General features: G+C 65.8%; 15 protein-coding genes. 6 read left to right on the top strand and 9 right to left on the bottom strand.

Translation table 11 applies throughout. The features are described from left to right. Positions 1–21: 21 nt before the first annotated feature. The 3 genes from IWX78_RS12875 to IWX78_RS12865 all read right to left on the bottom strand — a co-directional run bounded on the left by IWX78_RS12875 (position 22) and on the right by IWX78_RS12865 (position 3950). The gene (locus IWX78_RS12875) at positions 22–1071 is read right to left on the bottom strand and encodes a hemolysin family protein (RefSeq protein ID WP_196833938.1); all 1050 of its coding nucleotides are present in this window, start codon (positions 1069–1071) and stop codon (positions 22–24) included. After that, complete coding sequence (locus IWX78_RS12870) at positions 1064–2380, bottom strand: hemolysin family protein (protein WP_196833937.1); 1317 nt, start codon at positions 2378–2380, stop codon at positions 1064–1066. Before IWX78_RS12870 ends, IWX78_RS12875 begins: the two co-directional genes overlap by 8 nt. Positions 2381–2510: 130 nt before the next feature. Further along, complete coding sequence (locus IWX78_RS12865; RefSeq protein ID WP_196833936.1) at positions 2511–3950, bottom strand: GuaB1 family IMP dehydrogenase-related protein; 1440 nt, start codon at positions 3948–3950, stop codon at positions 2511–2513. Positions 3951–4085: 135 nt separating this feature from the next. Here IWX78_RS12865 and IWX78_RS12860 point away from each other — a divergent pair, with 135 nt between their 5' ends. Next, entirely contained in the window at positions 4086–7769 is a 3684-nt protein-coding gene (locus IWX78_RS12860; protein ID WP_196833935.1) for a multifunctional oxoglutarate decarboxylase/oxoglutarate dehydrogenase thiamine pyrophosphate-binding subunit/dihydrolipoyllysine-residue succinyltransferase subunit, read from the top strand. Between the two features lie 71 nt (positions 7770–7840). Beyond that, positions 7841–9562: a cation:proton antiporter gene (locus IWX78_RS12855; RefSeq protein ID WP_196833934.1), complete on the top strand. Its 1722-nt coding sequence runs from the start codon at positions 7841–7843 to the stop codon at positions 9560–9562. A gap of 64 nt (positions 9563–9626) precedes the next feature. Here the strand turns inward: IWX78_RS12855 and IWX78_RS12850 are convergent, their stop codons facing one another. From IWX78_RS12850 to IWX78_RS12830, 5 genes are all read right to left on the bottom strand, one after another. Next, a complete protein-coding gene (locus tag IWX78_RS12850) occupies positions 9627–11882 on the bottom strand; it encodes an MMPL family transporter (protein WP_334684730.1) in 2256 nt (751 codons plus the stop codon). A 60-nt stretch (positions 11883–11942) separates the two neighbouring features. Further along, positions 11943–12641: a potassium channel family protein gene (locus tag IWX78_RS12845; RefSeq protein ID WP_196833933.1), complete on the bottom strand. Its 699-nt coding sequence runs from the start codon at positions 12639–12641 to the stop codon at positions 11943–11945. Beyond that, positions 12634–13935, bottom strand: coding sequence for a TrkH family potassium uptake protein (locus IWX78_RS12840; RefSeq protein WP_196834039.1), 1302 nt, complete (start codon positions 13933–13935; stop codon positions 12634–12636). Before IWX78_RS12840 ends, IWX78_RS12845 begins: the two co-directional genes overlap by 8 nt. Before the next feature lie 102 nt (positions 13936–14037). Next, on the bottom strand, positions 14038–14277 hold the full coding sequence (locus IWX78_RS12835) for a zf-HC2 domain-containing protein (protein ID WP_196833932.1): 240 nt from the start codon (positions 14275–14277) through the stop codon (positions 14038–14040). Next, positions 14274–14888, bottom strand: coding sequence for a sigma-70 family RNA polymerase sigma factor (locus IWX78_RS12830; RefSeq protein ID WP_196833931.1), 615 nt, complete (start codon positions 14886–14888; stop codon positions 14274–14276). Before IWX78_RS12830 ends, IWX78_RS12835 begins: the two co-directional genes overlap by 4 nt. Before the next feature lie 107 nt (positions 14889–14995). On the opposite strand from IWX78_RS12830, the gene aroA reads away from it, so the two are divergent. The 3 genes from aroA to bcp are packed head-to-tail and all read left to right on the top strand — an operon-like array spanning position 14996 to position 17910. After that, entirely contained in the window at positions 14996–16357 is a 1362-nt protein-coding gene (aroA, locus tag IWX78_RS12825; RefSeq protein WP_196833930.1) for a 3-phosphoshikimate 1-carboxyvinyltransferase, read from the top strand. Beyond that, entirely contained in the window at positions 16354–17403 is a 1050-nt protein-coding gene (gene rsgA / locus IWX78_RS12820; protein ID WP_196833929.1) for a ribosome small subunit-dependent GTPase A, read from the top strand. The genes aroA and rsgA overlap by 4 nt, the downstream gene beginning before the upstream one ends. A gap of 33 nt (positions 17404–17436) precedes the next feature. Then, the gene (bcp, locus tag IWX78_RS12815; protein WP_196833928.1) at positions 17437–17910 is read left to right on the top strand and encodes a thioredoxin-dependent thiol peroxidase; all 474 of its coding nucleotides are present in this window, start codon (positions 17437–17439) and stop codon (positions 17908–17910) included. Here bcp and IWX78_RS12810 read toward each other — a convergent pair. After that, complete coding sequence (locus IWX78_RS12810; protein ID WP_334684729.1) at positions 17907–18374, bottom strand: hypothetical protein; 468 nt, start codon at positions 18372–18374, stop codon at positions 17907–17909. The two genes, bcp and IWX78_RS12810, sit on opposite strands and share 4 nt — an antisense overlap. A gap of 183 nt (positions 18375–18557) precedes the next feature. Here IWX78_RS12810 and IWX78_RS12805 point away from each other — a divergent pair, with 183 nt between their 5' ends. Beyond that, the gene (locus IWX78_RS12805; RefSeq protein ID WP_196833927.1) at positions 18558–18806 is read left to right on the top strand and encodes a WhiB family transcriptional regulator; all 249 of its coding nucleotides are present in this window, start codon (positions 18558–18560) and stop codon (positions 18804–18806) included. Positions 18807–18886 lie beyond the last annotated feature (80 nt).

The following is an 18886-nucleotide window of genomic DNA, read 5'->3' as shown; positions in this document are numbered from 1 at the left end:
GCGCCCAACGCTTTCTGGCGGTCAGCGGCGCTGGGTGGCGTCCTGGACCTCACCGACGAGTTCCTCGATGATGTCCTCGAGGAACAGCACACCGGTTGTCTCTCCGTCGGCGTCGAACGCGCGCGCCAGGTGGGCACCCGACCGACGCATGATGGCGAGAGCGTCTTCGAGATCGGTGTCCTGGAAGATCGACACGAGCTGGCGGATCCGCTTCGCCGGGACCGGCAGTTTCTCGTCGCCGGGTTCTGCGGTCGATTCGAGGCGGAGAACGTCTTTCAGGTGCAGGTAGCCGCTGGGCAGCCCCTCGCGGTCGACGACGACGTAACGGGAGAAGCCGTGCTTGGCGACCGCTCGTTCCACCTGCTCCGGCGTGGTGTCCGCCGGGAGCGTGACGAGTCCGTCCAGCGGAATCGCAACATCGATCACGGTCTTGTTTGTGAATTCGAATGCGGCGAGGAGCGCGCCAGTCGAGTCCAACAGCAGGCCTTCCTTCGTGGACTGGCTGACGATGTTCGCGACCTCATCGAGGGTGAAGGTCGACGTCGCCTCGTCTTTCGGTTCGACCCCGAACAGGCGCAGGACGGCGTTGGCGACCGCGTTGAGCGACCAGATCACCGGCTTGAACACCCGGGCGACGAAGACGAGGGGAGGCGCGAGGAGCAGAACGGCCTTGTCAGGGAGGGAGAAGGACAGGTTCTTCGGCACCATCTCACCGAACACCACGTGCAGGTACGACACGAGCAACAGGGTGATGATGAAGGCGATCGTTCCGATCGCCTCTTCAGGCAGCCCGGTGACGTGGAGCGGGATCTCGAGCAGGTGGTGGATCGCCGGCTCGGACACGTTGAGAATCAGCAGGGAGCAGACGGTGATGCCCAGCTGGCTGGTTGCGAGCATGAGTGTGGCGTGCTCCATCGCCCACAGCGCCGTGATGGCACTACGTTTGCCCTGTTCGGCGAGCGGTTCGATCTGCGACCGCTTTGCTGAGATCACCGCGAATTCGGCACCGACGAAGAACGCGTTGCCCGCCAGGAGTACGAACAGCCAGGCGATTCCTGCCCAATCATTCATCGTCGTCACCTTCTTCGGTCGGGTTCGGGGTGAAACGAATGCGGTCGATCCGGCGGCCGTCGAGTCGCTCGACCCGGAGCGAACCGGCGTCGATGGCCACTTCATCGCCGATCACAGGCAGCCGCCCGAGTTCGCTCATCAGGAAACCGGCCACGGTCTCGTACGGCCCGTCCTCCGGCACAGTGATCGCCGTGCGTTCGAGCAGTTCGTCGGGGCGGAGGCTGCCGGGGAACGCGATCGAGCCGAGGGTTCGGACGACCCCTGCCCGTGTGCGGTCGTGCTCGTCTGCGACTTCGCCGACGAGTTCCTCGACGAGATCCTCCAGGGTGGCGATCCCGGCCGTGCCGCCGTACTCGTCGACGACGACGGCCATCTGGTAGCCGCGGCCACGGAGTTCTTCGAGCAGGGCGTCGAGCCTCATCGTCTCGGGAACGCGCACGATGTCGTACTGCAGGGCAGACACCGGAACATCCGACCGTCGGTCGCGGGGAACCGCGATCGCCTGCTTCACGTGAACGAGTCCGACGACGTCGTCTGCGTCTTCGTCGATGACCGGGAACCGGGAGTATCCGGTGGTCCGGGCCAATTCGACGACGACCTGTGCCGACTCGTTCCTGCGCACGGACTCGACCCTCGGCCGGGGCGTCATGACGTCGGCGGCCGTGTGGTTGGCGAAAAGCAGGGTGCGGTTGAGCAGCGTCGCTGTGTCGCTCTCGAGCGTTCCGGCCCCGGCGCTGCGGCGGACGAGGCTCGATAGTTCCTCGGCAGTGCGCGCGCCGGACAGCTCTTCCTTCGGCTCGATCCCCATCGAACGCAGGATGCCGTTGGCGCTGCCGTTGAGAACGACGATCGCCGGCTTGAACACCGTGGTGAACACCGTCTGGAACGGGATGACGAGTTTCGCCGTCTGCACCGGAAGCGCCAGGGCGAAGTTCTTGGGCACGAGCTCACCGATGATCATCGACAGGAGCGTGGCGAAGGTGATGGCGATCGTCACGGCGATCGGCGTCACCGCGGGTTCCGGGATGCCGATCGACGTCAGCGGCGGTGTGAGCAGCGTCGTGATCGCCGGTTCCATCGTGTAACCGGTGAGCAGCGTGGTCAGCGTGATCCCGAGCTGGGCGCTGGAAAGGTGGGTCGAGGTGATCTTGAGCGCCGCGATCGTCATCCCGAGCCGGGTCTCGCCCTTGGCCTGCCGTGCCTCGAGCTCGGAACGGTCGAGGTTGACGAGGGCGAACTCACTGGCGACGAAGAGGCCGGTACCGACCGTCAGGGTCAGGCCGACGGCGAGGAGGATCCACTCAAACATGGATCACAGCCCGCAGAAGCGAGAGAGGTCGATGTGCGTCGGGCGAACAGGCAGGAGGGGGGTCGTCCATTGTGTGTCCAACTATACGCGAGGCAGGCCGCGGTCGACGCCCAACTCAGGCGGCGCCGGTTCACCAGGAGACGGGCAGCGCTTTGCCTTCTTCGTAGCCGGAGGCGGACTGCAGGCCGACGAGCGCCCGCTCCCTGAACTGGGAGAGCGATGCGGCGCCGGCGTAGGTGAACGACGAACGCACGCCGGAGATGATCATGTCGAGGAGATCCTCAAGGCTCGGCCTGGCGGGGTCGAGGTAGATCTTCGACGATGAGATCCCCTCGGCGAAGAGGGTCTTGCGGGCGAGTTCGTACGGATCCAGCCGGCCGAAGCGTTCCTGCACAGCCTTGGTCGACGCCATGCCCCAGCTTTCCTTGTACAGCCCACCATCGGCATCCGTTCGCAGGACTCCCGGGGCCTCGACGGTCCCTGCGAACCACGACCCGATCATCACGGACGCCGCACCTGCGGCGAGCGCGAGCGCGACGTCGCGGGGATAGCGCACTCCCCCGTCCGCCCAGACATGGGCGCCGAGATCCCGCGCCGTCTCGGCGGTCTCGAGCACGGCGGAGAACTGCGGACGACCGACGGCTGTCATCATCCGGGTGGTGCACATCGCGCCGGGACCGACCCCGACCTTGACGATGTCTGCGCCTGCTGCGACGAGGTCGGACACGCCGACCGAGGTCACGACGTTTCCGGCGACGAGCGGGATGCCGAGTCCGAGCCCCTTCACCGTCGCGAGAGCGCGCAGCATCCCTTCCTGATGTCCGTGTGCGGTGTCGAGCACGAGTGTGTCCACCCCGGCTGAGGCGAGGGCGCGAGCCTTGGCCGCGACATCCCCGTTGATCCCGATGGCCGCAGCGACGAGCAGGCGGCCGGAGGCATCGACGGATGGTGAATACAGGGTCGATCGGAGCGCAGAGGTGCGGCTCAGCGTGCCGACCACCCGGCCGTGACGGAGCACAGGTGCGAAGTCGAGGTCGGCTGCGACGAGGAGATCGAATGCGGCGCGGGGGTCGGTGACATCGTCGGCATCGATCGAGGCAAGGGAGCCGTGCAGCAAATCGCCGAGTCGCGCATCCGGCAGGGCGTGCTCGAGATCTGTCGCAGGCAGGCAACCCGCGTAGCCGCCATCGGTGTCCGTGACGACGATGCCGTGTCCGGCGAGCGTCGGCAGCAGGGTGAGCGCCTCAGCGACGGTCGCGTCCGCGCCGAGCTCGACCGGGATGTCGAACGCCACCGGGCGTTCCTTCACCCAGCGGATCGCGGCATCCAATCGCTGCAGCGGCATGTCCTGAGGGAGCACACCGAGCCCACCCCTGCGGGCCAGCGTCGCGGCCAGCCGTGGACCGGTCACCGAGTTCATGTTCGCCGAGACGATCGGGAGCTGAGCCCCCGTGCCGTCGCCCGGCGCAAGCGACACGTCGAGCCTCGACGCCACTCCCGATCGGGAGGGAACCAGGAACACGTCCGAGTAGGTGAGATCGAATGTCGGGGCCTCGCCGTAGAACTCCATGCCCCAACGCTACCCATCCCGCAACCCGACCGCAGCCTCCGCTTAATGGGATTAGGCTGGAACCCGGATCTGGCAGCGCTTCCCACGGATGTCGTTGCCGTACTCACATCGACGTAAGAGAGTGGTGGTCTGGCGGTGTCAAGCCAGTTGACCGGAGTGGGAACTGACGACGGTTCGTCGGGCGAATTCGGAGCCAACGAGTGGCTCGTCGACGAACTGTACGAGCAGTACATCGCCGACAAGAATTCAGTGGACAAGTCCTGGTGGCCGATCCTCGAAAGTTACCAGCCGGTCAAGGGAGACAAGGCGACCGGCGAGATTCCCGCGCACCCCATCACCGCACCCATTCCCGTGATCGGTTCGCAGCCGGTCGCGAAGACCACGTCTGTCCAGCCGAAAGCGGCACCCATCCCGGCGGACGCCCCGCGCAAGACACCGGCAAAGCCGGCGCCTGCTGAGAATGCGGCTGAGAAGGAAGAACCCGTCGACGCGGTCGCACCACTGCGCGGAATGGCGAAGTCACTCGCCACCAACATGGATGCCAGCCTCACCGTTCCGACGGCGACGAGTGTTCGGACCATCCCGGCCAAACTGATGATCGACAACCGCATCGTCATCAACAACCACCTCAAGCGTGCCCGTGGCGGCAAGGTCAGCTTCACCCATCTGATCGGCTGGGCACTGATTCAGGCGCTCAAGGAGTTCCCGAGCCAGAACGTCTACTATGACGTGGTCGACGGCAAGCCCAGCGTCGTGTCCCCCGCCCACATCGGGCTCGGTATCGCTATCGACATCCCGAAGCCTGACGGCACGCGCGCCCTCCTCGTGCCCGCGATCAAGCAGGCCGAGACACTCACCTTCAGCGAGTACCTCGCCGCATACGAGGACCTGGTCACCCGGGCGCGCGGCAACAAGCTCACCGCAGACGACTTCAAGGGTGCGTCGATCTCGCTCACCAACCCGGGCGGAATCGGCACCGTGCATTCCGTTCCCCGGCTGATGAAGGGCCAGGGCTGCATCATCGGCGCCGGCGCCCTCGAATACCCGGCCCAGTTCCAGGGCTCAAGCGAGCACACCCTCGTCGAACTGGCCATCGGGAAGACCATCACCCTGACGTCGACCTACGACCACCGCGTCATCCAGGGTGCCGGCTCAGGCGAGTTCCTCAAGAAGGTCCACGAGAACCTGATCGGATCGAAGACGTTCTACCAGGACATCTTCGCCGCCCTCCGGATCCCGTACGACCCGATCCACTGGGCGCCTGACATCTCCGTCGACCTCAGCGACACCGTCAACAAGACGGCTCGCGTGCAGGAACTGATCAATTCGTTCCGCGTCCGCGGCCACCTCATGGCCGACGTCGACCCGCTCGAGTACGTGCAGCGGTCACACCCAGACCTCGACATCCTCAACCACGGCCTGACCTTCTGGGACCTCGACCGCGAGTTCGTCACGGGCGGTTTCGGTGACACCCGCCAGGCCAAACTCCGTGACATCCTCGGTGTGCTCCGCGACTCGTACTGCCGCACCATCGGCCTCGAGTACATGCACATCCAGGACCCTGGGCAGCGCAAGTGGATCCAGGAGAAGGTCGAGCGTCCGTACGCGAAGCCCCGCCACGACGAGCAGATGCGCATCCTCGGCAAGCTCAACGAGGCCGAAGCATTCGAGACGTTCCTGCAGACCAAGTACGTCGGTCAGAAGCGTTTCAGCCTCGAGGGTGGAGAATCCACAATCGCCCTCCTCGACGCCATCCTGCAGGGTGCGGCGGAGTCCGGCCTCGACGGAGCCGCCATCGGTATGGCGCACCGCGGCCGCCTGAACGTGCTCACCAACATCGCAGGCAAGACCTACGGCCAGATCTTCCAGGAGTTCGAGGGCACCAACAATTCGAAGAACAGCGGATCGGGTGACGTCAAATACCACCTCGGCACCGAGGGAACCTTCCGTGCGTCAGACGGTTCCGAGCTGCCGGTGTACCTCGCAGCCAACCCGTCGCACCTCGAAGCGGTCGACGGCGTGCTCGAGGGCATCGTCCGCGCCAAGCAGGACCGCCAGCCCATCGGCACGTACTCCACCCTGCCGATCCTCGTCCACGGTGACGCGGCCATGGCCGGCCAGGGTGTCGTGCTCGAGACGATGCAGCTCTCGCAGCTGCGTGGCTATCGCACCGGCGGCACCATCCACGTGGTGGTCAACAACCAGGTCGGCTTCACCACCCCTCCGGGAGAAGGCCGCAGCTCGGTCTATTCCACCGACGTGGCGAAAACCATCCAGGCGCCGATCTGGCACGTCAACGGCGACGACCCCGAGTCCGTTGTCCGTGTCGCCGAGCTGGCGCTGCAGTTCCGTCAGGAATTCAAGAAGGATGTCGTCATCGACCTCATCTGCTACCGTCGTCGCGGTCACAACGAGGGCGACGACCCGTCGATGACGCAGCCGCTGATGTACAACCTCATCGAACAGAAGCGCAGCGTCCGCAAGCTCTACACCGAAGCTCTCGTCGGTCGTGGCGACATCACCGAAGACGAGTACGAGGCAGCGCACAAGGACTTCCAGGACCGGCTCGAGCGGGCCTTCATGGAGACGCACGCGGCCCAGACGGCATCCACCCCGGTCATCATCGACGACCAGGGTGACGACGGCTACTCCGGCGAACCCGAGACCACCGGCGTCCCCGAAGCAGTCGTGCAGCTGATCGGTGACGGCTTCAACAACAAACCGGCCGGTTTCACTGTGCACCCGAAGCTGCAGCAGCTGCTGCAGAAGCGTCTCGAGATGAGCCGCAACGGCAACATCGACTGGGCCTTCGGTGAGCTTCTCGCCTTCGGGTCCCTCGTGATCGAGGGAACGCCCGTGCGGTTCAGCGGCCAGGATTCACGCCGCGGTACCTTCGTGCAGCGTCACGCCGTCCTCCACGACCGGATCAACGGCCAGGAATGGCTGCCACTCGCGAACCTCGCCGAGAACCAGGCCAGATTCTGGATCTACGACTCGCTGCTCTCGGAATACGCGGTGCTCGGCTTCGAATACGGCTACTCCGTCGAACGCCCGGACGCGCTCGTTCTGTGGGAAGCGCAGTTCGGCGACTTCGCCAACGGCGGCCAGACGATCATCGACGAGTTCATCTCGAGCGCCGAGCAGAAGTGGGGCCAGCGCTCCAGCGTCGTGCTTCTTCTTCCGCACGGCTATGAAGGCCAGGGACCTGACCACTCGTCCGCGCGGATCGAACGGTACCTGCAGCTCTGCGCCGAGAACAACATGACGGTCGCACGACCATCGACCCCTGCGTCGTACTTCCACCTGCTCCGGCGGCAGGCATACGCCCGCCCGCGCCGCCCGCTCGTCGTGTTCACCCCCAAGGCGATGCTGCGGTTGCGCGGAGCCTCCAGCCCCGTCGAGGACTTCACCAGCGGCAAATTCGAGCCGGTGCTCGATGACAGCCGGATCACCGATCCGACCGCGGTGAGACGCGTGCTGCTCCACGCGGGCAAGATCCACTGGGATCTGCGCGCTGAGCTCGACAAGAAGCCGAACGACGCCATCGCGCTGGTGCGGCTGGAGCAGTACTACCCGCTTCCCATCGAGGAACTCGCCTCGGTCGCCGCCCGCTATCCGGATGCTGAACTCGTCTGGGTGCAGGACGAACCCGAAAACCAGGGCGCGTGGCCGTTCATCGCGCTCGAAGCGTCGAAGCACCTCGGTGGTCGCTCCGTCCGGGTCGTCTCGCGCGCCGCGGCCGCGTCGCCGGCAACCGGTTCGGCGAAGCGTCACGCCGGCGAGCAGGCTGCCCTCCTTGCAGAGGCGTTGTCGCTGTAGCATCACGTTTCGGACGGTGGGCGTCGGCTGAAGCCGGCGCCCACCGTCGTGTGCGGCCGTAATGTTGTCGCATGGACTACGCCCTGCTCGGCATCTTCGGAATCTTCGCAATCGTGGCCGTCGCCCGATTCGCGCCCCGGGTCGGCGTGGCCGCTCCCCTGATCCTCGTCGTCGTCGGCATCGCCGCGAGTTTCGTCCCGTGGGTCCCGCCATTCGATTTCCCACCCGAGCTCATCCTGTCCATCGTCCTGCCACCGATCCTGTATTCGGCGGCCGTGAACGTTCCGCTCGTCGACTTCCGCCGCAACCTGAAAGCCATCACCGGCCTGTCAGTGCTTCTCGTCCTCGTCTCCGCTTTGGTGAGCGGTGGCCTGCTCTACCTCCTCCTGCCCGACCTCAGCCTGCCTGCAGCGATCGCCCTCGGAGCCGTCATCAGCCCGCCAGACGCCGTGGCGGCGACCTCGATCGGTAAACGGCTCGGCCTGCCTCCCCGTCTGGTGACTGTCCTCGAGGGCGAAGGGCTCGTCAACGACGCCACCGCCCTTGTGCTGCTCCGTTCGGCGATAGCGGCGACGGCCGGAACGGTGTCGCTGGCTGAGATCGCCGGCGATTTCCTCTATGCGGTCGCTGCCGCGATCGCCGTCGGCGCCGTGGTCGGCGTCGTCACCGTCTGGGTGCGGTCCCGCCTCAACGACGCCGTGCTCACCACGACGATCTCGTTCGCCGTGCCGTTCGTCGCGTTCCTCCCCGCTGAGGAGGTCGGAGCATCCGGGGTTCTCGCCGTCGTCGTCGCCGGTCTGGTGACCGGTCACAGCAGTGCCCGCCGGTTCAGTGCACAGGACCGCATCTCGGAGCGGATCAACTGGCGGACTGCCCAGTTCGTTCTCGAGAACGGCGTCTTCCTGCTCATGGGAATCGAGCTCAAGGCACTGGTCGAGGAGGTGAGGGACGACCACCTCGGTGTCGGTCATGCGGTGCTGTTCGCCCTGCTCGCGACGCTCGCGCTCATCGTGGTCCGCATCCTCTTCGTTCTCCCGCTCATCGCGCTGCTCAGACGGGAACAACGGCGCGCGGAAGGGCAGGGCAAACGACTCGGCGTCGTGCTGCAACGGATCGATGACGCAGGGCCGACCGATGACAAGCGCCGATCACGCTTGCGTCGGCTGGTCACCCGTAAGCAGGCCGACGTCGAGTTCCTCGCCTCTGAAGGACTCGGCTGGCGTGGTGGGGCGGTTCTCGCCTGGTCAGGAATGCGCGGCGTCGTGACCCTCGCCGCGGCGCAGTCGCTGCCCACAGATATCCCCTACCGCCCCCAGCTGATCCTCATCGCCTTCACGGTCGCCGTGGTGACGCTGCTGGCGCAGGGCGGAACCCTGCCGCTCCTCATCCGCAAACTTCGGATCGTAGGGACGGATGCCGCCGCCGACCGGACCGAGCTCGCCGAACTGATCGACGAGATCTCAGCGGTCGGCGCTGCCTCGCTGGACGATCCGACCCTGCTTCGTGGCAATGGTGGCGAGTTCGACCCCGAGGTCCTCGAGCGGGTGCGTCGCGACAGCGTCATGCGCAGCGAATCGGTTGCAGAGGCCAGGGAGGGCGCCCCAGGTCCGCATCAGCAGCACCGGATCCTCCGTCAGCGGGTGTTGCAAGCGGAACGTGATGCCCTGCTCGATGCCCGCGCGACCGGCAGCTACAGCTCACGGGTGATGGAGCGGGCGCAGAGCATCCTCGATCTCGAGGAATCCCGGCTGGTGCAGTTCGACCAGGGATCCACACACTCCTCATCATCGTGAGACCACGACCGCGCGAGCGGGGACGGATGCCGCATCCGTCCCCGCCCTGTTCAGCCGGTGCCCGTCAGACGTCGGCTGGCGCTCCGCCCCGGTCGTTGACCTCGCCGGCCGCGTGCTTTCCCCCGCTCCGATCGGCGTCGGGGAAGGCCCGCGAGAGGGCGCTCGGCCACCAGATCGCCCGCCCGATGTCGTAGCTCAGCGCCGGGACGAGGAGTGTCCGCACCAGGAAGGTGTCGAGCAGCACCCCGAAGGCGACGATGAACGCGATCTGCAGGAGGAACAGGATCGGGATCACGCCGAGGGCCGCGAAGGTCGCGGCAAGCACAAGCCCTGCCGATGTGATGACCCCTCCGGTGACAGCCAGGCCGCGCAGGATTCCCTGCCTCGTGCCGTGTTTCTTCGATTCCTCCCGCACCCGTGTCATCAGGAAGATGTTGTAGTCCACGCCGAGGGCGACCAGGAAGACGAACCCGAAGAGTGGAACCGAGGGATCGGCACCGGGGAAATCGAAGATCCCGTTGAACACCCACGCCGAGACGCCGAGCGCGGCCCCGAACGACAGCACGACGCTGGCGATGAGCAGGAGCGGTGCGACGATCGAGCGCAGCAGGAGCATGAGGATGATGGTGATCGCGCCGAGAATCAGCGGGATCAGCAGGTTGCGGTCGTGGATCGCCGTCTCGTTGGAGTCGAGCGCGATGGCTGTGACCCCGCCGACGAGCACCGAGCTCGCGTCGGTGGAGAGGTCGGCGAGCTCGGCCCGAAGTTCGACGACGACGCGCTCTGCCGCGACCGAGTCTCCCGCTTCATCGAGGGTGGCCTGCAGAAGCACGGCACCGTCGATGACGGTGCCGTCAGGGACGGGTGTCCCCGGTGGACCAAGCGGCTGCACACCGTCGTCGGTGACCTGGAGCGATCCGGACGGCGAATCCTCCGACAGCACGCTCAGGGAATCGACGCCGTCCGTGCCGAGGACGATGCCTGCCACCGTCTCGAGCCTTCCCTCAGGGGCGATGATCACGGTCGGTGATCCGGAGCCGGCCGGGAAATGGTCGGCGAGGATCGCCTGTCCGTCCCGCGCCTGAGATTCGCCGAGCACAAATTCGCTCTGAGCGACGCCATCTGCCTTGAGCTGGAAGACCCCGAGGCACATCACCCCCAGAAGCAGCACGCTCGACATCCAGATCACCCGGGGACGCTTGTGGATCAGACGGGCGAGCGACGCCCACAGGCCCTTCCTGTCTGCCGAAATCGGGTCGTCGCCGACGGTCCCGGCCTTCGGCCTGATCGGCCAGAAGGCGACCCGGCCTGCCCAGAACAGCAGGGCGGGGAGCAGGGTGAGCGCTGCGAGCAACGCGAAGACGATTCCGATGGATGCCACCGGCCCCAGCGCCTTGTTGGAGTTGAGATCGGAGAACAACAACAGCAGCAGTGCGGCGATGACGGTGCCGCCCGACGCGAGGATCGGCTCCCACGACCCCTTGAGCGCGGCCCAGGTCGCCGTCCACTTGGTCGGCTGGGCGACGAGTGCCTCCCGGAATCGCGCAATGTACAGCAGTGAATAGTCGGTGGCCGCGCCGATGACGAGGATGAAGAGGATGCCCTGGGTCTGACCGCTGAGCAGCAGGATCTCCGCCCGAGCGAGTTGCACGACGACGAGGATCGACGCACACAGGGCCGACAGGCTCGAGAAGAGCACGATCACGGGCAGCAGCGGTGAGCGGTACACGATCACGAGGATGAGAAAGACGGCACCGAGGGCGACGAGCAGCAGGAGGCCGTCGATGCCGGCGAACGCTCCGGTGAGGTCAGCGGTGAGCCCGGCCGGGCCGGTCACCGCGGAGCTGAGGCCGTCGACCGCGTTGTTCTCGAGGACGGCACGAAGAGCCTCGACGGTGTCGGCCACCTCGCCGTCGGTGTCGAGGGCCAGAACGACCTGGATCGCTTCACCGTCTTCAGAGGGGATGACCGGCGAACTGTCGTCCGCCAGCACACCATCGAGGGAACCGAATCGTTCGATGTCATCGTCGATGTGGGCGATGTCCGCGTCGGTGAGGCCGCCGTCCCGTTGGTAGACGACGAGGGCGGGGATCACGTCGTCGTCCCGGAACGCGGACTGAAGCTCCTGCACCTGTGTTGCCTCAGCGCTCGCGGGAAGCTGCTGCGACTGGTCGTTGGTGCTCACGTCGCTGATCTGGCCGAAGCTCGCCCCGCCGGCCCCGAAGAGTCCGAACCAGACAAGGATCAACGAGACGGGAAGAAGAACACGCAGCCAGGTGGGCACACGCGAGTTCCGAGCGGGGGCAGAAGTCGTGATCACATCCCAGACGTTACGGGGTGCCAGGGGGCCCGCGCGTGAATCAAAAGGTTGAAAGCCTGATCACCGCAACTGGCTGAAGGCCTCAGCCTTCCTCGTTGTGCCGGCGACCAGGACGGTGTCTTCCGCTTCGAGCACCGTCTCCAGCGTCGTGTACGTCCACGGTGCGTCTCCCCGCTTGTACGCGGTGACCGTCACCCCGTACCGGTTGCGGATCCCGGTTTCACTGAGCGGTCGGCCGACGACGATCGCCGGTGGTTTCGTCTTCACGAGCGCGAAATCGTCGCCGATATCGATGTAATCCTGCATCGCTCCGCGCACCAGATGGGCGACTCGCCTGCCCATGTCCTTCTCCGGATACACGACGTTCTGCACGCCGAGCTGCTCGAGGATCGCCCCGTGCGGATCGCTGACGGCTTTCGCCCAGATCTGCGGGATCCCGAACCGCAACAGCAACGACGTGGTGAGGATGCTCGACTGGATGTCGCTTCCGATCGCGACGACGACGCGATCGAATTCGGGGACCGAGAGCTGGCGCAGCGACTCCTCCTTGGTCGCATCGGCACGGACGACGTGGGTGAGCATGCCGTTGAGCCCCTGCACGGTCTCCTCGTCGCCGTCGATGCCCAGCACCTCGGTGCCGTTGGCCATGAGCTCGAGTGCGAGAGCGCTCCCGAAACGACCGAGCCCGATCACGGCCACGGAGTCGGCCTCGGCGATCCGGTTGGGGTCGGCGCCGTGGAACAGACGGAAATTAGCCAATGATCGGCCTCTCTTTCGGGAGTTCGTACAGGACGGGGCGTTCGCGGAGCGCGATGGCGGAGGCAAAGGTGATGGGGCCGAGCCGGCCGACGAACATCAGGAAGACAAGCATCAGCTGACCGGCCGGGGGCAGGCCGCTCGTGATCCCGGTGGACATGCCGACTGTGGCGAAGGCTGAAATCACCTCGAACAGGAGCTGATCCAGATCGAAGTCGGTGATGAGCATGAGGAAGACGGTCGCTGCCATGACGACGGCGACCGAGAGCAGGACGACCGTGATCGCCTGACGGTGCACGGCACGGGAGAGCCGCTTGCCGAAGATGTTCACCGCGCCGTCGCCCCGGATCTCGGTCAGCAGAATGAAGTAGAGAACAGCGAATGTCGTGACTTTGACTCCGCCGGCCGTTCCTGCGGGTCCTCCACCGATGAACATGAGCATGTCCATACCGAGCCAGGAGGCGGAGTGCATCGCGGCGGTGTCGATGCTGTTGAAGCCTGCTGTGCGCGTCTGGACCGACTGGAAGAACCCTGCGAGGATCTTCGCCGGCCAGTCCATCGGCCCGAGCGTGCCCGGGTTGTTCCACTCCAGTGCTGTGATGTACACGGTTCCGCCGAGCAGCAGCACGACGGTTCCCCAGACCACGAGTCGCGTGTTCATCGACCACTTGAGCGGCGATCTGAGGTGCTTGCGCAATTGCATGATGACCGGAAAACCCAGGCCACCGAGAATGATCGCCGCGGCGATCGGCAGGCAGATGAACGGGTCGTCTGCGTACGACATGAGGCTGTCGCTGAACAGAGCGAAACCGGCGTTGTTGAACGATGACACCGAGTGGAAGACACCGAGCCACAGCGCCCTCCCGAACGATTCGCCGTAGCCGATCATGAACTGGGCGGTGAGCAGAACGGCGACGACGGCTTCGACGACGAGCGAAATCCGGACGACTCCGAGGACCAGCCCCTTCACATCGACGAGGCCCAGGCTTTTGACCTCTGCTGCCGCGGTGATCCGTGACCGCAGCGACATCCGTCGGATGACAGCCAGCCCGATCACCGACGCGAACGTCATGATCCCGAACCCGCCGATCTGAATCAGGGCAAGGATGACCACGTGGCCGAACGCCGTCCAGTACACGGGGGTGTCGACGAGGATGAGGCCGGTGACGCAGACCGATGAGGTCGCTGTGAACAGCGCTTCGAGAAGCGACGCACCGCCCGGTCCCACTTTCGCGATCGGGAGCATGAGAAGCCCTGTCCCGACGGCGATCGCTGCGGCGAAACCGAGTGCGACCATCTGAGCCGGGTGCGGGTTTCGCACGCGGTGGAGCGCAGACGACAACACAGGTCGCGACGGGGTTCGCACCGGGCAATCATACGCACCTGGGGCGAAGAGACGTTAGTGAGCCTGTGCGGCGCGCAATTTCGCCAGGACCTGGAGCTTCAGGTCTTCGGGAGCCGTCTCCTTGCATGCTCGCTGAACGGCTTCGGTCAGCGTCGTCGCGAGCAGCGCCTCTTCCTGGCACGAGGTGCAGTGCTCGAGGTGCTCCCTGATGTCGGCCGCGTTCGTCGAGCACACCTCGTGCCTGAGGTATTCCTCCAGGTCACGCTTGGCCTTGTCGCATCCGCAATCGGTCATTTCTGTGCTCCTGCCCGGCCGGTGTCGATCCCGCGCTCCTGGGCGTAGTCGGCCAATAGGTCCCTCAGCATGCGCCTGCCTCGATGCAGGCGGCTCATGACGGTTCCGATGGGTGATTTCATGATGTCGGCGATCTCCTGGTAGGCGAAGCCTTCGACGTCTGCCAGGTAGACCGCGAGTCGGAAGTCCTCCGGAATGGCCTGGAGGGCATCCTTCACCGCACTGTCCGGCATGTGGTCGATGGCTTCAGCCTCGGCCGAACGCGAACTCGATGCGGTCGTCGACTCAGCGCCGCCGAGCTGCCAGTCCTCGAGGTCGTCGATGGTGCCCTGGTACGGCTCACGCTGCTTCTTGCGATAGATGTTGATGTACGTGTTCGTGAGGATCCGGTACAGCCAGGCCTTGAGGTTCGTCCCCTGCGTGAACTGGCCGAATGCGGCGTACGCCTTCACGAACGTCTCCTGGACCAGGTCCTGGGCGTCAGACGGGTTCTTGGTCATGCGCATGGCTGCGCCGTAAAGCTGGTCGATAAACGGGAGCGCCTGCTCTTCGAACAGTGCCCGCGGATCGTTTTCCGGCTCTGGCGTGGGTGCTTCGTCGACGGTGGTCATCAGGGGCCATTCTATGGCCGCTTCAGGTGCAACCGGTCGTTCGAGCACTGCAGTCGTCATGCCACGCACGCCCTTTCTTCGTCAATCGCCGATACATTAGAGGAACAATGCTTGAGTCGAAATATTCCGCACCGGAGTTCGACCTGTACGGCGACCGGCACCAGCCGGACGACGACGGGTCCTGGGCTGCGCCCGTGAGCAGTGGACCGGTCGCGGCCACCGTGTCACTCCCCGGGTCGAAGTCGCTGACGAACCGCGAGCTCGTTCTCGCCGCACTCGCCGATTCCCCGTCGCTGCTGCGCTCGCCCCTGCACTCCCGCGACAGCCAGAACATGGTCGACGCGCTCCGTGCGCTCGGCGCGACGATCACCGAGACGGATGCCTCAGGCAGCTTCGGCGCCGACTGGCTCGTGAGCCCGGGCGAGTTGACCGGTTCGACCACTGTGGACTGTGGGCTCGCCGGCACGGTGATGCGATTCGTTCCCCCCGTCGCCGCTCTCGCACTCGGCCCGACGACGTTCGACGCCGACACCGCCGCACGCGGGCGACCGATGGGCACGATGATCTCCTCGCTCGTCGCGCTCGGCGTCGACATCAACGACGACAGGCGGGGTGCGCTCCCCTTCACCGTTCACGGCACCGGCCGGGTCGGAGGTGGCGATCTCACCATCGATGCGTCGATTTCGAGTCAGTTCGTCTCCGGTCTACTGCTCGCCGCCGCACGGTTCGACGACGGCCTCACCCTCACCCACTCCGGCGAGCGGCTGCCGAGCCTCCCGCACATCGACATGACCATCGCCGCGCTTGCGGCGCGCAACATCCCCGTCACCTCACCGTCCGTCGGTGTCTGGCGGGTCGAGCCTGGCGCCATTGCCGGCCGTGACGTCGACATCGAACCCGACCTCTCCAACGCCGCTCCGTTTCTCGCCGCCGCTGTCGTCACCGGAGGCACCGTCACGATGTCCGGCTGGCCGGCCGAGACCACGCAGGTCGGTGCCGAACTCCGTGATCTGCTCCCTCGCTTCGGCGCCACCGTCACGCTCGACGGCGACCGGCTCACCGTCACAGGACCAGAAACCGTTCACGGCGTCGACCTCGACCTCACGACGGCGGGTGAACTCGCTCCAGCGCTCGTCGCGATCGCGGCCTTCGCCGACTCGCCGTCGACGATCACCGGGATCGGGCACATTCGTCATCACGAGACGGATCGTCTCGCCGCCCTCGCCGCCGAATTCACGAAGCTCGGCGGGAACGTCACCGAGCTGGAGGACGGCCTGCGCATCGAGCCTCGTCCGCTGTCAGGGGGCACCTGGCTCAGCTATCACGACCACCGGATGGCGACGACGGGAGCTCTCGTCGGTCTCGTCGTTCCCGGCGTGGTCATCGAGAACATCGCCACGACAGCGAAGACCCTCCCCCAGTTCCCTGAACTGTGGACAGCGATGCTCGGCGGGACCGTCGTCGGATGAGCTGGTGGGACACCGGCGACGATGACGAACCGGAGTTCGACGAGTCGAGCATCCGGGTGCGGCCCAACCGCAAAGGCAACCGCCCGCGCACGAAGACACGACCGGAGCACAACGACGCCGAGACGGCGCGTGTGCTCGCCGTCGACCGTGGCCGATACACGGTGCTCCTCGACGAAGGAACGCGCGATGAACGCCGCATCACGGCATCCCGCGCGTCAGAACTCCGCAAGCACGCCGTCGTCAACGGTGACCGGGTGCGCGTCGTCGGCGACCTGTCCGGTGAGGACGGCACGCTCGCGAGGATCGTGCGCATCGTCCCACGCACCACCCTGCTCCGCCGCAGCGCCGACGACACCGACGAAGTCGAGCGGGTCATCGTCGCCAACGCCGACCAGATGCTCATCGTCGTCGCTGCTGCTGACCCTGAGCCCCGTGAACGCCTCGTCGACCGCTACCTCATCGCAGCGCTTGACGCCGGTATGCGACCGATCCTCTGCATCACGAAGACCGATCTCGCCGACCCGACCGAGTTCCTGCAGAACTTTGCGGGCATCGACGTCACAGTCTTTCGGAGTTCGACCGATCGGATGCCGCTCGCGGAGATCACCGAAGCACTTGTCGATCACGACACCGTCTTCGTCGGCCACTCCGGGGTGGGTAAGTCCACCCTGGTGAACGCCCTCGTTCCGAGCGCGCAACGGGCGACCGGCCACGTCAACGCCGTGACCGGCCGGGGGCGGCACACGTCGTCGTCGACTGTGTCGTACCGGATCGAGGGCCAGAAGGGCACCGGCTGGGTCATCGACACCCCCGGTGTTCGGTCGTTCGGCCTCGGGCACATCGACCCGGCGAACATCCTCCGTGCCTTTTCCGACCTGGCCGAGGTGGCCGACCGCTGCCCGCGTGGCTGCACCCACCTGCCCGACGCTCCCGACTGCGCGATCATCGAAGCGGTGGATGCAGGCGAGCTGGGTGACACCGGGGCTGCGCGACTGGACTCCCTGCAGCGCCTGCTCACGACCTTCATGAAGCCGACGCAGTACTGACCTCTACTCCCTGCTCTCATTTAGGCTGGGAGCATGACAGACGCGCGACTCTCCGCTGGAGACCAGGCCCCCTCATTCACTCTTCCCGATGCGAATGGCACGCCGGTCTCGCTCGCCGACTTCGCCGGTTCACGGGTCATTCTCTACTTCTACCCCGCCGCCATGACTCCCGGGTGCACCACCCAGGCCTGCGATTTCCGCGACAGCCTCGGCTCATTGCAGGCGGCCGGGTACACCGTCCTCGGCATCTCGAAGGACGCCCCGGCAACCCTCAAGACGTTCGCAGAACGGGATGCTCTTCCCTTCCCGCTGCTCAGCGACGAGGACCTCACCGTGCATCGGGCGTACGGCGCATACGGCGAGAAGAACTCCTACGGCAAAATCGTCACCGGGGTCCTCCGTTCGACCTTCGTCGTAGACGAGCACGGCGTGCTCGAGCAGGCGCTATACAACGTCAAGGCCACCGGCCACGTCGCGTCGCTTCGCAAGAAGCTGAAGGTCGCCTAAGCGGGGGCGTCGACCCCGGGCTCCTCGCGCCTGATGGCACTCATCACCGATGGTGTGAACAGCAGGACGAGCACGAGGATGCTTGGAGCGACGAGCGCCCAGCCGATGGCGGGTTGCGCGTACGCGCCCTGGAACGCGCCGACGGCGATGGCCAGTTGCACCAGTTGCCAGATCACGGCTCCCCCGCGGATCCAGCCCCGCCGGCGAAGGGCACCAACGGCAACGGCGGAGACGAACACGGCCCCGATGGCGACGAGGACGGTGAGGGCGATCGCGCTGGTGATGGATGCAGCAGGCAAGGTCAGGATGTCGACGATGAGAACACCGACCAGAATGATCATGGCGAGGGCTTCAGCGAAGAGGACGACGGTGAGGAGCCACACCGCTCCCGACCCTCGCCGAGGTTCCGAGGCAGGAATGATAGCGTCCCCGGATGTCGCGGACGTGTCGTCGGTGTTATTCACAGGTGTATCCCATACGAAGCTATTGATTTGACCGTGCCACTATGTCACGATTGTTGAGGCCTGAATACGACGCTCACAGAGAGGTGAGCAGATCCGCATGACGTGATCGCCCTCTCCCAGTATTCGGGAAACCCTCATTTCCGACCATATCGGTCGTCTACCCCCATTCAAAGGAGCACCCGCATGGATTGGCGCGACAAAGCCGCTTGCCTCACCGCTGACCCGGAACTTTTCTTCCCCGTCGGCAACACCGGGCCGGCCGTCGACCAGATCGACAAAGCCAAGACCGTCTGCGGTCGTTGCACTGTCACCGAGATCTGCCTGCAGTACGCTCTCGAGACCGGCCAGGACTCGGGTGTCTGGGGTGGCCTGTCCGAAGATGAGCGCCGCGCCCTCAAGCGTCGCGCCGCCCGCGCACGCCGCGCCTCCTGATCAGACTCTGATCGCGCTGAACTCCTCCCGCTGAAGCTCCCGGCCCTTTCGGTCCGGGAGCTTCGCCGTGTGGTCGGTGA

Origin of the sequence: Mycetocola sp. CAN_C7, from assembly GCF_015752285.1 — a bacterium.
Taxonomy (GTDB): domain Bacteria; phylum Actinomycetota; class Actinomycetes; order Actinomycetales; family Microbacteriaceae; genus Mycetocola_A.
This window is presented reverse-complemented; position numbering and strand designations above follow the sequence as displayed.